Origin of the sequence: Amaricoccus sp. (genome assembly GCF_047602525.1) — a bacterium.
Taxonomy (GTDB): Bacteria; Pseudomonadota; Alphaproteobacteria; order Rhodobacterales; family Rhodobacteraceae; genus Amaricoccus.
Map to the genome: position 1 here is coordinate 1,726,591 of NZ_JASGHB010000001.1, position 13,654 is coordinate 1,740,244.

At 70.0% G+C, this 13,654-nt stretch carries 14 protein-coding genes; all 14 read right to left on the minus strand.

The features are described from left to right. Nucleotides 1–47: 47 nt before the first annotated feature. Nucleotides 48–566, minus strand: a complete 519-nt coding sequence (coaD, locus tag QM699_RS09035) for a pantetheine-phosphate adenylyltransferase (protein WP_415010814.1) — start codon at nt 564–566, stop codon at nt 48–50. Between the two features lie 106 nt (nt 567–672). Next, on the minus strand, nt 673–1,113 hold the full coding sequence (locus tag QM699_RS09040) for a CBS domain-containing protein (protein WP_415010815.1): 441 nt from the start codon (nt 1,111–1,113) through the stop codon (nt 673–675). 87 nt (nt 1,114–1,200) lie between these two features. Continuing rightward, complete coding sequence (locus QM699_RS09045) at nt 1,201–2,106, minus strand: LysR family transcriptional regulator (RefSeq protein ID WP_415010816.1); 906 nt, start codon at nt 2,104–2,106, stop codon at nt 1,201–1,203. Nucleotides 2,107–2,154: 48 nt separating this feature from the next. Beyond that, nucleotides 2,155–2,760 carry a LysE/ArgO family amino acid transporter gene (locus QM699_RS09050; RefSeq protein WP_415012724.1) on the minus strand — a complete coding sequence of 202 codons (606 nt, stop codon included), beginning with the start codon at nt 2,758–2,760 and terminating at the stop codon, nt 2,155–2,157. Between the two features lie 32 nt (nt 2,761–2,792). Beyond that, nucleotides 2,793–3,677: a formyltetrahydrofolate deformylase gene (purU, locus tag QM699_RS09055; protein WP_415010817.1), complete on the minus strand. Its 885-nt coding sequence runs from the start codon at nt 3,675–3,677 to the stop codon at nt 2,793–2,795. Between the two features lie 250 nt (nt 3,678–3,927). Further along, nucleotides 3,928–5,235 carry a type III glutamate--ammonia ligase gene (gene glnT / locus QM699_RS09060; RefSeq protein WP_415010818.1) on the minus strand — a complete coding sequence of 436 codons (1,308 nt, stop codon included), beginning with the start codon at nt 5,233–5,235 and terminating at the stop codon, nt 3,928–3,930. 68 nt (nt 5,236–5,303) lie between these two features. After that, nucleotides 5,304–6,632 (minus strand): FMN-binding glutamate synthase family protein, encoded by a 1,329-nt coding sequence (locus QM699_RS09065; protein ID WP_415010819.1) that lies wholly within the window; start codon nt 6,630–6,632, stop codon nt 5,304–5,306. Nucleotides 6,633–6,642: 10 nt separating this feature from the next. After that, nucleotides 6,643–7,326: a protein GlxC gene (locus QM699_RS09070; protein WP_415010820.1), complete on the minus strand. Its 684-nt coding sequence runs from the start codon at nt 7,324–7,326 to the stop codon at nt 6,643–6,645. Between the two features lie 32 nt (nt 7,327–7,358). Then, on the minus strand, nt 7,359–8,261 hold the full coding sequence (locus QM699_RS09075; protein WP_415010821.1) for a class II glutamine amidotransferase: 903 nt from the start codon (nt 8,259–8,261) through the stop codon (nt 7,359–7,361). Between the two features lie 93 nt (nt 8,262–8,354). Beyond that, nucleotides 8,355–9,005, minus strand: coding sequence for a helix-turn-helix domain-containing protein (locus QM699_RS09080; protein WP_415010822.1), 651 nt, complete (start codon nt 9,003–9,005; stop codon nt 8,355–8,357). Between the two features lie 52 nt (nt 9,006–9,057). Further along, nucleotides 9,058–9,972 carry a bifunctional 5,10-methylenetetrahydrofolate dehydrogenase/5,10-methenyltetrahydrofolate cyclohydrolase gene (locus QM699_RS09085; protein ID WP_415010823.1) on the minus strand — a complete coding sequence of 305 codons (915 nt, stop codon included), beginning with the start codon at nt 9,970–9,972 and terminating at the stop codon, nt 9,058–9,060. 7 nt (nt 9,973–9,979) lie between these two features. Beyond that, nucleotides 9,980–10,465, minus strand: a complete 486-nt coding sequence (locus tag QM699_RS09090; RefSeq protein ID WP_415010824.1) for a sarcosine oxidase subunit gamma family protein — start codon at nt 10,463–10,465, stop codon at nt 9,980–9,982. Next, nucleotides 10,458–13,391: a sarcosine oxidase subunit alpha family protein gene (locus tag QM699_RS09095; RefSeq protein WP_415010825.1), complete on the minus strand. Its 2,934-nt coding sequence runs from the start codon at nt 13,389–13,391 to the stop codon at nt 10,458–10,460. The genes QM699_RS09090 and QM699_RS09095 overlap by 8 nt, the downstream gene beginning before the upstream one ends. After that, nucleotides 13,388–13,651 carry a sarcosine oxidase subunit delta gene (locus QM699_RS09100; protein ID WP_415010826.1) on the minus strand — a complete coding sequence of 88 codons (264 nt, stop codon included), beginning with the start codon at nt 13,649–13,651 and terminating at the stop codon, nt 13,388–13,390. The genes QM699_RS09095 and QM699_RS09100 overlap by 4 nt, the downstream gene beginning before the upstream one ends. Nucleotides 13,652–13,654: the final 3 nt, after the last annotated feature.

The window sequence follows — 13,654 nt, forward strand, 5'->3', positions numbered from 1 at the left end:
TCCGTTCGGGCGCGGACCCTAGGCTCCGGCTCGCGCCGCGGAAAGGCTCAAACGCGCGCCGCGGCGAACTTTTGCGCCCGCAGCCGCTCGACCAGCTCCCCCGCGACCTTCGGCGGCACGAAGCCCGCCACGTCGCCGCCGAGCCGGGCGATCTCCTTCACCAGCCGCGAGGCGATCGCCTGATAGTGCGCATCCGCCATCAGGAACACCGTCTCGATGTCGTCGTTCATCGCCCGGTTCATGCCCACCATCTGGTACTCGTATTCAAAGTCCGAGACGGCGCGCAGGCCGCGCACGATCACGCTCGCCTGCACCTCCTCGGCGCAGTGGATGAGCAGGTTCTCGAACGGATGCGCGACGATCTCGGTGGCGGTGTCGCGGGAGATCGCGGCGCATTCGCGCTCGACGGTCGCAACCCGCTCCTCCAGCGTGAACATCGGGCCCTTGTCACGGTTGATCGCGATGCCGATCACCAGCCGGTCCACCAGGCTGCACGCCCGCCGGATGATGTCGAGATGGCCAAGCGTCAGGGGGTCGAACGTCCCCGGATAGAGTCCGATCCGCATCGCACGCCCCCCCCTGCCCCGCACGGCCGCGAGGCAACAATATTGCGCCGCCCCGGTCAAGGCGCCGTCTGCATCGGCGGCGGCATCAGAGCGGCCGGCCGCGGCGTCACCAGCTGTTGGAGATCATGTCGGTCAGCGCCGCGTTCTCGTGCTGGATCTCCTGGATGCGCGCCTTCACCACATCGCCGATCGAGATCACCGCGATCATGCGGTTCTCCTCGATCACCGGCATGTGGCGAAAGCGGCCCTCGGTCATCTTCTCGAGCACGTCGAGCGCCGGGTCCTCCGGCTTGCAGCCGATCACCACCTGGGTCATCAGGTCCTGCGCACGCTCGTCCAGCACGCTGGCACCGCGGGTGCCGAGGGCACGCACGATGTCGCGCTCGGACAGGATGCCGTCGACGATGTCGCCGTCGCGGCTGACGATCACCGCGCCGATGCGATACTTCGCCAGCAGCTGCGTCACGTCCTGGACCCGGTCGGTCGGCTTCACGCTCAGGATCTGCGTCGACGGCTTCATCCCGACGATGTGACGGACGTTGATCATTCTGGAGCTTCCCCGCGTTCTGGTCGCGTCAAAGTGTCCCAGTGCCGCCCCGGCAAGTCAAGAAAAAGCCCCGGCCCGGCAACGGTTTCACACGGTCGTCCCGCCGCTCAGCGCGTCGCGCACCCAGCTCACCACCACGTCGGCCATCCGGTTGATCCGATCGTCGCGGGCGTCCTTCTGGTGCAGCACCAGATAGAAGCTCCGGGTGAGCCGGATGTCTTCGGCGAGCAGCTCGACCAGCTCGGAATGCCGCCGCCCGATGAACTCCGGCAGGATGCAGATGCCATAGCCGCTCAGGCACCAGCGGATCTGCGTGATGAGGCTGTTCGAGCTCAGCGCCGGCTCGCCCTCGCGGCCGATGATCGAGTAGTAGTCGAGCTCGCGGTCGAAGATCATGTCGGAGATATAGCCGATGCCGCGCGCACCGCGCAGGTCGTCCATGCTGCGCACCGGCCCGAGCGCCGCGACGAGATCCGCCCGCGCGTAGAGGTGCAGCCGATAGTCGGCGATCTTGCGCACCGTCAGCCGCCCGGTGGAGGGCGGCGATACGGTGACGGTCAGGTCCGCCTCGCCCTGCGACATCGAGAACACCCGTGGCACCGCCACCACCTGCACGTTCAGGTCGGGGTTGTCGCGCACCAGCGCCTCGCAGGCGTCGACCAGCAGGTAGTTCGTCACCCCGTCGGGCGCCGCGATCCTGACCGTGCCGGTCAGCCGCTCCGGCTCGCCGGCAGCGGCGCCGGCCAGCGCCATCGCCTGCGCCTCCATGGTCTGCGCCGGCGTCACCAGCTCGCGCCCGGCCTCGGTCGGGACATAGCCGTCGGCCGTGCGCTCGAACAGCCGCTGACCCAGCGCCGCCTCGAGCGCCGCGATCCGGCGTCCGGCGGTGGTCGGATCGAGATCGAGCGCCTTGCCCGCAGCCTGCAGCCGGCCTTCCCGGACCACCGCCAGGAACACGCGCAAGTCATCCCATTTCAACGTGCCTTTTCGCATGCCCTGCCTTAGCACGGCGCATTTCCGTGCGAAATCGCAGAACTACGCTCAGGCGCCGACAACGAGCCTGACCGCGATCGCGCCCATCACCACGGCGATGACCGCCTCAACCACCTGCCACGCGCGGGGCCGGGCAAAGACCGGCCGGAGCCATGCGGCGCTGTAGCCGAGCGCAAAGAAGAACGCGAAGGAGCCGAGCATCGCCCCCGCCGCGAACGATGCGGCAGCGCCGGGAAACTGCGTCGAGACCGACCCGAGCAGGACCACGGTGTCGAGATAGACGTGCGGATTGAGCCAGGTGATCGCGAGGCAGGCGCCGAGCACCGGCGCGAGCCGGCGCCCCTGCCCCGGACTTGCCGGCCCGAGTGCGTGCCGCGTCGACAGCGCCGATCGCGCGCTCCGCGCCGCGTACCAGAGCAGGAACGCCGCGCCGCCGTAGCGCATGGCCGGATCGAGCCATGGCACGCTGCCGGCCAGCCGGCCGAACCCGGCAACGCCGAGCGCGATCAGCACCGCGTCCGACAGCGCACAGGCGAGGCAGACCGCCAGGACATGCTCGCCCGCGAGCCCCTGCCGCAACACGAAGGCGTTCTGCGCCCCGATCGCCACGATGAGGCCCAGCCCCACCGAGAGGCCCGCGAGTGCCGCCGTCAGGTCCACGGGGACGCCGGCTCCGCGGCCGGGGCTCAGCCCATCCGCTCGGAGGCGTAGGATCCGGGCGATGCGGGGAACACCACCGTCTTGTTGCCGTTCAGGAAGGCGCGGTGGTGGATATGCGCGTGCACCGCGCGCGACAGCACCGAAGCCTCCACGTCGCGACCGAGCGACACATAGTCCTCCGGGCTCTGGGCGTGGGTGATCCGCACGGTGTCCTGCTCGATGATCGGCCCCTCGTCGAGATCGGCGGTGACGTAGTGGGCCGTCGCACCGATCAGCTTCACCCCGCGCTGGAAGGCCTGCTTGTACGGGTTCGCGCCCTTGAAGCTCGGCAGGAACGAGTGGTGGATGTTGATGATCCGCCCCGACATCTTCTGGCACATCGCGTCCGAGAGCACCTGCATGTAGCGCGCGAGCACGATCAGCTCGGCCCCGGTCTCCTCGACCAGCGCGAGCAGGCGCGCCTCGGCCTCGGGCTTGTTCTCCTTCGTCACCTTGATGAGGTGGAACGGGATGTCGTGGTTCACCACCACCTTCTGGTAGGTGAGATGGTTCGAGACCACCGCCACGATATCGACCGGCAACGCCCCGATCCGCCAGCGGTACAGCAGATCGTTCAGGCAGTGGCCGAAGTTCGACACCATGACGACGACCTTCATCTTCGCCGCCGCGTCGTGAATCGCCCACTCCATGCCGAACAGCTCGGCGATCGGGCCAAAGCCCGCCAGCAGCGCGTCGTGGGCCGTGCCGGTCTCCGAGACGAAGGTGACGCGCGTGAAGAAGCGGCCGGTCTCGGCGTCATCGAACTGGGCGGCATCGGTGATGTTGCACCCGTTGTCCGCGAGGAAGCCGGAGATCGCCGCAACGATCCCGCGCCGCGACTGGCAGGTGACGGTCAGGACGTAGGTCTTCATTGGTTTACCCTCAGGCTAGCGGCGCGCGCGTCCCGGGCGTCCGGGTCAGCGCCTTGTTCCACGCCCGGCGGCCGGCAGCCAGGACGGATGCGACAAGCGGCCGAACCGATGCGACAGGTTCCACCGGACGGCGCCGGACGGGTGAGGACCCGCGCCGCCACCCTGCCGGCGCCACGCCGGCGCGCGCCGACGGATCCGCCGACGGACACATCCACGCTTGCCGCGAGGGAGGCGCGCCGCGCCCCCCGCCTCACACGTCGAGCGTCGTCGCGTGCTCCCACGCCGTGAACTGCGCACAATAGTCGTTCCACTCGTTGTGCTTCAGCTTCAGGTACGCCGCCGAGAACTCCCGCCCCAGCGCATCCTGCAACCCGGCGTCGGCCTCGTAGGCCCGAAGCGCGTCGAGCAGGTTCAGCGGCAGCTTCGGCGCGCCGGTGATGGTGTGGCCGTCGCGGTACATGTCGATGTCGGAGTGCGGCCCGGGATCGGCCTTGCCGCGGATGCCACTGAGCCCGGCGGCGATGATGATCGCCTGCAGCAGATAGGGGTTCGCCGCGCCGTCCGGCAGGCGCAGCTCGAAGCGGCCCGGCCCCGGAACGCGCACCATGTGGGTGCGGTTGTTGCCGGTCCACGTCACGCTGTTCGGAGCCCAGGTCGCGCCCGAGATCGTGCGCGGCGCGTTGATGCGCTTGTAGGAATTCACCGTCGGGTTGGTGATGGCGGCGAGCGCCGATGCGTGCTGCATGATGCCGCCGAGGAACGTCCGTCCCTGTGCGGAAAGGCCGAAGGGCATCGCCTTGTCGGCGAAGGCGTTGACCTTGCCGTCGAGGTCCCAGACCGAGATGTGCGCGTGGCAGCCGTTGCCGGTCAGGCCCTTGAACGGCTTCGGCATGAAGGTCGCGCGCAGCCCGTGCTTCTCGGCGACCGACTTGACCATGAACTTGAAGAACGAGTGCTTGTCGGCCGTCACCAGCGCGTCGTCGAATTCCCAGTTCATCTCGAACTGGCCGTTCGCGTCCTCGTGGTCGTTCTGATAGGGCTTCCAGCCGAGCTCGAGCATCGCATCGCAGATCTCGGCGATGACGTCATAGCGCCGCATCACCGCCTGCTGGTCGTAGCACGGCTTCACCGCGGTATCGGCCGAGTCCGAGATCGCCTGTCCGTCGGGCGTGATGAGGAAGAACTCCGCCTCGACCCCGGTCTTGACCCGCAGCCCCTCGTCCGCGGCCTCGCCGACCAGCCGCTTCAGCACCACCCGCGGCGTCTGGGCGATGGGCGTCCCCTCCATCGTGCAGTCCGCCGCCACCCAGGCGACATCCCTGCGCCAGGGCAGCTGGATCACCGAGGACGGATCCGGCACCGCGAAGACGTCCGGGTGCGCCGGCGTCAGGTCGAGCCAGGTGGCGAAGCCGGCAAAGCCAGCCCCGTCGGCCTGCATCTCGGCGATCGCCTGCGCGGGCACGAGCTTCGCGCGCTGGCCACCGAACAGGTCGGTGTAGGAGATCATGAAGTATTTCACACCGCGCTCGGCGGCGTAGGCGGCGAGATCTGTCGTCACTTTGGTCCCCTGTCGGTTTGGGAGTCTTGTGAGGCCGGCGTGCTCTCCCCGGACACGCCGGCTCTGGATCAGAACCCGGCCTTGCCGGGATACCAGTCGGTGCCAGCGAGCGGCACCTTCGCCATCGCGGCGGCCTCCATGGTCAGCGCGACCAGATCCTCGGGCTCGAGGTTGTGCAGGTGGTTGTGGCCACAGGCGCGCGCGATGGTCTGCGCCTCGAGAGTCATCACCTTGAGGAAGTTCGCGAGCCGCCGGCCCGCCAGCTCGGGATCGACGCGCTTCATCAGCTCGGGATCCTGCGTCGTGATGCCGGCCGGGTCCTTGCCTTCGTGCCAGTCGTCATAGCAGCCGGCGGTGGTGCCGAGCTTCTGGTACTCGTCTTCCCAGTGCGGATCGTTGTCGCCGAGCGCGATCAGCGCCGCGGTGCCGATCGCCACCGCATCCGCCCCGAGCGCCAGCGCCTTCGCGGTATCGGCGCCCGAACGGATGCCGCCCGAGACGATGAGCTGCACCTTGCGGTGCATCCCGAGATCCTGCAGCGCCTGCACCGCGGGCCGGATGCACGCGAGGATCGGCATGCCGACGTTCTCGATGAAGACGTCCTGCGTCGCAGCGGTGCCGCCCTGCATGCCGTCCAGCACCACCACGTCGGCGCCGGCCTTCACCGCCAGCGCGGTATCGTAGTACGGTCGCGCCCCGCCGATCTTCACGTAGATCGGCTTTTCCCAGTTGGTGATCTCGCGCAGCTCGAGGATCTTGATCTCCAGATCGTCCGGCCCGGTCCAGTCGGGATGCCGACAGGCCGAGCGCTGGTCGATGCCCTTCGGCAGCGTGCGCATCTCGGCCACGCGGTCGGAGATCTTCTGGCCGAGCAGCATGCCGCCGCCGCCGGGCTTCGCCCCCTGCCCCACGACCACCTCGATGGCGTCGGCCCGGCGCAGGTCCTTCGGGTTCATGCCGTAGCGCGACGGCAGATACTGGTAGACCAGCGTCTGCGAGTGCCCGCGCTCCTCGTTGGTCATGCCGCCGTCGCCGGTGGTCGTCGAGGTGCCCGCGAGCGTCGCGCCGCGCCCCAGCGCCTCCTTCGCCGGCCCCGACAGCGCGCCGAAGCTCATGCCGGCGATCGTGACCGGGATCTTCAGCGTGATCGGCTTTTTCGCGAAGCGCGTGCCCAGCACGACGGTCGTGTCGCACTTCTCGCGGTAGCCCTCCAGCGGATAGCGCGAGATCGACGCCCCGAGGAACAGCAGGTCGTCGAAATGCGGCACCTTGCGCTTCGCGCCGCCGCCGCGAATGTCGTAGATGCCGGTCGCCGCCGCACGCCGGATCTCGGCCATGGTGTAGTCGTCGAACGTCGCCGAGCGGCGCGGCGGGGTCGCAGGGTTGTGATAGCTCATCTGTCGCCCCTCAGTACGCGTCGGCGTTGTCGATGTTGAAGTTGTAGAGCTTGCGGGCCGAGCCGTAGCGCCTGAACTCCTCGGGCCTCGCATCCGCCCCGGCTTTCGCGAGCAGGCCGGCAAGGATCTCGAGGTGCTCGGGACGCATCTCCTTCTCGATGCAGTCGGCGCCGAGGCTCTTCACGCTGCCCCGCACGAACAGCCGCGCCTCGTAGAGCGAGTCGCCGAGCGCGTCGCCGGCGTCGCCGAGCACGACGAGGTTGCCCGATTGCGCCATGAACGCCGACATGTGGCCGATCGAGCCATGCACCACGATGTCGATGCCCTTCATCGAGATGCCGCAGCGCGAGGCGGCGTTGCCCTTGATGACGAGCAGCCCGCCCCGCCCGGTGGCCCCGGCGTACTGGCTGGCGTCGCCCTCGATGGTGACGCTGCCCGCCATCATGTTCTCCGCGACCCCCGGCCCGGCCGAGCCGTGCACGGTGACGGCGCCGCCGTCGTTCATGCCGGCGCAGTAGTAGCCGACCGAGCCGCGCACATCGACGCTGAGCGACTTGTCGATGCCGACCGCGAGCGCGTGCGCGCCGCGCGGATTCACCACCTCGAAGGCGGTGTCGTTGTCGCCCTCGGCGACGGAATGCAGCGCGGAATTGAAGTCGCGCAGCGGGGTGACGGAGAGATCGAAGGTCGGCATCACGGTTCCTCGGAGGGGGTCGGGGAAAGGCTTCAGGCGGCCTTCTCGTGGTCCCAGAAATAGACGGTGGAGGGCTCCGGCTCCCACACCCGGGCGGTGTCGATGCCGGGCAGGTTGACGAGCGCGCGGTATTCCGAGCCGAAGGCGATGTACTGGTCGGTCTCGGCCATCACCGCCGGCTTGCAGGCGATCGGGTCGCGCAGCACGCCGAAGCCCGACTTCGTGCCGACGACGAAGGTGAAGAAGCCGTCGAGGTCGTCGAGCGCGCCGGTCAGCGCCTGGCCCAGATCCTTGCCCTCCGCCATCTCGTGGCTGAGATACGCCGCGGCCACCTCTGTGTCGTTCTGCGTCTCGAAGCGCATCCCGGCCTTCGCCAGCTCGCGCCGCAGGTTGTTGTGGTTCGAGAGCGAGCCGTTGTGCACGAGGCACTGGTCGGCGCCGGTCGAGAACGGGTGCGCGCCCAGCGTCGTCACCGCCGACTCCGTCGCCATGCGCGTGTGGCCGATGCCGTGCGTGCCGCCCATCTTCGCGATGTCGAAGCGGTCGACCACCTCCTTCGGCAGCCCGACCTCCTTGTAGATCTCGACGCTCTCGCCGGCGCTCATCACCCGCAGGCCCGGGCGCACGGCCAGCGCTTCCCGCGCCGCATCGAGCTTCTTCGCCGCGACCTCGACCACGGCATGCGTGCTCTTCACCGTCACGTCCGCCTGGATGCCGGTCGCCTTCAGCATGTCCGCAAGCCCGGCGAAATCCGCTTCCGGGTTCGCCGACTGCACGGTGATCTTGGCCCGGCCGTCCGCGCCGCCGCCATAGATCGCGATCCCCGCGCTGTCCGGCCCGCGATCGGTCATCGTGATGAGCATGTCCGCGAGCAGCGCGCCGAGCTGCGGCTCCAGCGCCTTGTCCTTCAGGAACAGTCCGACGATCCCGCACATGGCCACGACTCCCCGTTTTGCGATGCTCGAGGATATACCGCCCGGCGCGCCGACATGTCAACTATCAGGAATAATCTATTCCTGTGGAGAATTTCACTCGCCGCGGGACCGCCGACGATAGCTGATGATCGACAGGTAGCGCGCCGGCAGCTCCACCAGCTTCTCCGGCCCGTGCGGCGCGTCGGCATCGAAGAACAGGCTGTCGCCCGGCTGCATGGGAAACAGCTGGTCGCCGTGGCGATAGACCACCTCGCCCTCCAGCATGTAGAGGAACTCCAGCCCCTCGTGCTGGAAGGTCGGAAACACATCCGACTCGGTCGAGAGCGTGATGAGGTACGGCTCGACCTGCACGCCGGCCGCGGTGGCTGCCAGATGCCCGAGCAGGTTGTACTGGTGCCCCGCCCGCGTGCCGCGACGCTCCAGCTCCACCCCCTCGCCCGCCTTGACCAGCACCGCGCCGCGCCGTTCCTCGAAGCGCTGGAACAGCACGGTCAGCGGCACGCCGAGCGCCCGCGCCAGCGTCTGCAGCGTGGTCAGCGACGGCGAGATGTTGCCGTTCTCGATCTTTGACAGCATCCCGACCGACAGGCCGGTCGCCGCCGCCACGTCGGACACCGTGAGCCCCAGCGCCTTGCGCAGGATCCGCACCTCGTGGCCGATCGCCTGCTCGAGGTTGTTCTCCTTCGGCTCGCGAACCGCGTGCGGGTTCTGCCCCGCCTCGTCGTCCTCGACGAGTCCGCCCATGACCGCCTCCCCGCGACATCACCGGGGCGACGATATTCCCAATGGGAAAACTCTACAACCTATCAGTGAACTCGGCCGCAGGTGCTGCCGCTTCCGCCGCCGCGCGCTGCGCCGCCGTCAGCGTATTCGCCATCAGCATCGCGATCGTCATCGGCCCGACGCCGCCCGGCACCGGGGTGATCCGGCCCGCCTGCCCGCGCACGCCGGCGAAGTCCACGTCCCCGGTCAGCCGCCCGCGCACCGCACCCGCCTCCGGCGGCAGCCGGTTGATGCCCACGTCGATCACCGTCGCGCCGGGCTTCACCCAGTCGGCGCGTACCATCTCCGCCCGGCCGACCGCGACCACCAGGATGTCGGCCAGCCGGCAGATCCCCGGCAGATCGCGGGTGCGGGAATGCGCCATGACGACCGTGGCGTTCGCTGCCAGCAGCAGCTGCCCCATCGGCTTGCCGAACAGGTTCGAGCGCCCGACCACCACCGCGACGAGCCCGGACAGGTCGCCGCCATGCACCGCCCGCACCAGCCGCATCGCCCCGGCCGGCGTGCAGGGCAGCAGTCCCCCGTCGAGATCGCCGCTCGCGAGCGCCCCGGCATTGACCGGATGCAGCCCGTCGACGTCCTTCTCCGGCCGGATCGCCTTCAGGATCGGCGCCGCGTCGAGCGGCGCCGGCAACGGCAGCTGCACGAGGATGCCGTGCACCGCCGCATCCGCATTCAGCGCCTCGATGACCGAGGTGAGCTCCGCCTGCGACACGGTGGCGGGCAGGTCGATCTGCCGCGAGCGAAAGCCGCACTCCCGCGCCATCCGCCCCTTGGCCGCGACGTAGGTTTGGCTCGCCGGATCGCTGCCGACCAGCACCACGGCGAGCCCCGGCACCGTGCCCAGCGCCCCAAGCGCCTTCGTCCCGGCGCGCACCTCGTCGATGACCGCGGCCGCCGCGGCCCTTCCGTCGATGATCCCGCTCATGTCGCCCTCAGTATTCCGCCGCCATGGCGCCCAGATCGTGCCACAGCGCCGCCGCGAAGCTGCGCAGCACCATCAGCTCGAAGGCCGCCGGGCCGGTGCGTGTCAGATGCACGCCGAGCGGCCCGACCAGCGTCGTCACCGACGCGCCCACGGCCAGCCCGTCGAGATCGACCGCCGTGCCCTTCGCGAGCATCGCCGCCGCCTGCGCCCCCGCGACGGCGATCCGCACCCGGCCATGGCTCTGGTCCGACACCGCCACGTCGGGCAGCGCCCGAAGCGCGGCCAGATCCGCCGGTCCGTCGCCGACGACGAACCACTGGCCCGGCCCCGCCGGCCGAAGCTCCGCCGGCCGAAGCCCCGCCACGTCCGGCGCCGGCGCCCCGGCCCGGGTCAGGAGCAGCACCACATGCCCCCCCTCAGGCAGCGCCGTGAGCGTCACGCCACTCCCGAGCGCGGGCCCGAGCGCCGGCCGATGCGAAAACATCTCAGACATGCAGCCTCTCGTTCTCCGGGTCGACGAAGCAGGGCGCGCAGAGCACCGCGGGCGTCATCGCGTCGCGCACCGCGTCCCAGACCAGAACCTCCTCGCCATGCCGCTCCGGCCCGCGCGTGACCAGCGCCAGCCCGATCGTCGAGCCGACATGCGGCGAGTAGATCGCGGAAGACACATAGCCCTGGTCGTTCTCCAGCGTCGCCGCGTCGCCCTTGCGCAGGATATGCGCCCCGGCCTTGAACCCGGTCGCCGGATCGAGCGGCCTCACCCCCACCAGCGCCGGCCGCGCCGGATCCTGCATCCCCTCGCGGCCCAGCATCGCCTTGCCGATGAAATCCGGCTTGGTCGCCGACACCATCTTGCCGAAGCCGAGATCCCCCGGCGTCACCGTGCCGTTGATCTCCGCGTGCGTCACATGCCCCTTCTCCACCCGCAGCACGCCCAGCGTCTCCGAGCCATAGGGGGTGATCCCGAAGGCCGCCCCTGCCGCCAGCACCGCATCGGCCACCGCCTCGCCATACCCCGCCGGCACCGCCAGCTCATAGGCCAGCTCGCCCGAGAACGAGATGCGGAAGAGCCGCCCCGTCAGGCCACCCTTCAGCGTCACCTCACGCGCGGCGAGATACGGGAACGCCGCGTCGGAGAGGTCGTCCTCGACGATTTGCGCCAGCACCTCGCGCGCCTTCGGCCCGGCGACCGCCATCTGCGCCCACTGGTCCGTCGCCGAGGCGAGCCGCACGTCGAACTCCGGCCAGAGCGCCTGCGCGCAGAATTCGAGATGCGTCAGCACCCCGGCCGCCAGCGCCGTGGTCGTCGTCATGAAATAGTGCTGCTCGCCCAGCCGGCTGGTGGTGCCGTCGTCATAGATGCACCCGTCCTCGCGCAGCATCAGGCCGTACCGCGCCCGCCCCACCGGCAGCTTCAGGAAGGCATTGCAGTACACGCGGTTGAGGAATTCCGCCGCATCGCTGCCGAAGATCTCGATCTTGCCGAGCATCGACACGTCGCAGATCCCGACACCGCTGCGCACGGCCCGCGCCTCGCGATCGACGCTCTCGCGCCAATGCGTCTCGCCCGGCCGCGGGAAATACGACGATCGCAGCCACAGGCCGGTCTCCACGAACCGCGCCCCGTGCTTCTCGGCCCAGCCATGCAGCGCCGACCGACGTACCGGCTGGAAGTGCCTGCCGCGATGCGTCCCGGTCAGCGCGCCGAACGACACCGGCGTGTAGAACGGCCGGAACGTCGTCGTCCCCACCTCCGCCGGGCTGACCCCGCGCGCCTCGGCGAGCAGGCCGATCGCATTGACGTTGCCGAGCTTTCCCTGGTCCGTCGCCATGCCGTTCGTCGTGTAGCGCTTGGCGAGTTCCACATGCCCGTAGCCCTCGGCATGGGCGAGCTTGACGTCCTTCAGGTGGACGTCGTTCTGGAAGTCGACGAACGCCTTGCCCTTTGGCGCGCTCACCGCCCAGATCGGCGCCCCCTGCCCGCTGCCGCCTGCCCCCTCGACAGCACCGAAGGCCGCCGCGGCATAGCCCAGCCGCTCCGCCGCCCGCGCCCCGTCGGCAAGGCACGCGGCCAGCCCGTCGGCACCGGCCGCCGCCCCGACCGGCGAGAGCCCGTCGACCTCCGGCGCGAGGAACGCCGCCCGCTCCGCCGACCAAACCGCCCGCCCGCCGCGATGGCAGGCGAGCGAGATCACCGGGCTGAACCCGCCCGACATGGCGAGCGCATCGACCTCGACGCGCTCCTCCCCCGTGTCGCGCCGCACCGTCATGGCGGAGACCGCCTGCCGCCCGTGCGTCCCGGCGACGACACCCCGGATCACCCGCGCCCGGCCAAGCCACTCCGCCCGCGCTGGCCGTGGATCGACGATCGCCGCCACCTCGACGCCCGCCGCCTCCAGGTCGGTGGCGAGCGCATAGCCGGCATCGGTGTTGGTGAAGACGCCGACCCGCCGGCCCGGCGCCACCGCCCAGCGGTTGAGATAGGCGCGCATCGCGCCCGCCATCATCACGCCCGGCCGGTCGTTGCCGCCGAAGACCAGCGGCCGCTCCTCCGCGCCGGTGGCGAGGATCGCCGCCTTCGCCACGATCCGCCACAGCCGCTCCACCGGCACATGCGGGTCGGGCGCCGCGACGTGCTTCTGCACCCGCTCCACCGCGCCGAACACGTTCGAATCGTACCAGCCGAACACCACCGTCCGCGTCAGCACCCGCACGTTGGAAAGCGCGGCCAGCTCCGCGGCCACCCCACGGGCAAACACCGGCCCGGGGGCGCCGCCAACCCGCGCGGTATCGGCAAGCAGCGAGCCGCCGAGCGCCGGACCTTCGTCGGCGATCAGCACGCGCGCCCCCGCCCGCGCCGCCGACAGCGCCGCCGCAAGACCCGCCGGCCCGGCGCCGATCACCAGCAGGTCACAATGCGCCCAGCTCTTGTCGTAGACGTCCGGATCCGCCTCGTGCGTCGCCTTGCCGAGACCGGCCGCCCGCCGGATGAACGGCTCATAGACCTTTTCCCAGAACCCCTTGGGCCACATGAAGGTCTTGTAGTAGAATCCTGCCCCCAAGAACGGCGACAGGAGCCCGTTCACCGCGCCGATGTCGCGCTCAAGGCTCGGCCAGCGGTTCTGGCTGACGGCCTCCAGCCCCTCATAGAGCTCCTGCACCGTCGCCCGCGTGTTCGGCTCCTGCCGCCCGCCGCGCCCGACCGTCACCAGCGCGTTCGGCTCCGCCGATCCCGCCGTCAGGATCCCCCGCGGCCGGTGATACTTGAAGCCGCGCCCGACCAGCATCCGCCCGTTCGCGAGCAGCGCCGAGGCGAGCGTGTCGCCGGCAAACCCGGTCATCATCCGCCCGTCGAAGCTGAAGTTCAGCGCCGCGGTCCGCTCCAGCGCACCACCCGAGGCCAGCCGATACGAGGTCATGGCCGCTCCCCCGCCGCATCTGCCACCGCGGAGACCGCATGCGTCGCCGTATCCCGCGTCACCACCAGCCACCGCCGGCAGCCCCCCGCGTGGTGCCAGTACTCGCGGTAGCTGCCGCGCGGATTCTCCCGCAGATAGACATAGTCCATCCACGCCGCCGCCCCGGCCTCCGGCCCGGGACGCGGCAGCACCGCGCCCTTCACGCCAAACTCCTCCTTCGGGCGGGGCCCGCAATGCGGACAGTCGATCAGGCTCGCCATGAT

Coding starts and splice junctions, on each gene's coding strand:
- QM699_RS09080 (WP_415010822.1), bottom strand. CDS start 9,005: ATGGGCGGACTCGTCGAGGACGACGAGGCGGGGCAGAACCCGCACGCG.
- QM699_RS09065 (WP_415010819.1), bottom strand. CDS start 6,632: ATGAGCTATCACAACCCTGCGACCCCGCCGCGCCGCTCGGCGACGTTC.
- coaD (WP_415010814.1), bottom strand. CDS start 566: ATGCGGATCGGACTCTATCCGGGGACGTTCGACCCCCTGACGCTTGGC.
- purU (WP_415010817.1), bottom strand. CDS start 3,677: ATGAAGACCTACGTCCTGACCGTCACCTGCCAGTCGCGGCGCGGGATC.
- QM699_RS09045 (WP_415010816.1), bottom strand. CDS start 2,106: ATGCGAAAAGGCACGTTGAAATGGGATGACTTGCGCGTGTTCCTGGCG.
- QM699_RS09085 (WP_415010823.1), bottom strand. CDS start 9,972: ATGAGCGGGATCATCGACGGAAGGGCCGCGGCGGCCGCGGTCATCGAC.
- QM699_RS09100 (WP_415010826.1), bottom strand. CDS start 13,651: ATGGCGAGCCTGATCGACTGTCCGCATTGCGGGCCCCGCCCGAAGGAG.
- QM699_RS09070 (WP_415010820.1), bottom strand. CDS start 7,326: ATGCCGACCTTCGATCTCTCCGTCACCCCGCTGCGCGACTTCAATTCC.
- QM699_RS09075 (WP_415010821.1), bottom strand. CDS start 8,261: ATGTGCGGGATCGTCGGACTGTTCCTGAAGGACAAGGCGCTGGAGCCG.
- QM699_RS09040 (WP_415010815.1), bottom strand. CDS start 1,113: ATGATCAACGTCCGTCACATCGTCGGGATGAAGCCGTCGACGCAGATC.
- QM699_RS09095 (WP_415010825.1), bottom strand. CDS start 13,391: ATGACCTCGTATCGGCTGGCCTCGGGTGGTGCGCTGGAGCGGACCGCG.
- QM699_RS09090 (WP_415010824.1), bottom strand. CDS start 10,465: ATGTCTGAGATGTTTTCGCATCGGCCGGCGCTCGGGCCCGCGCTCGGG.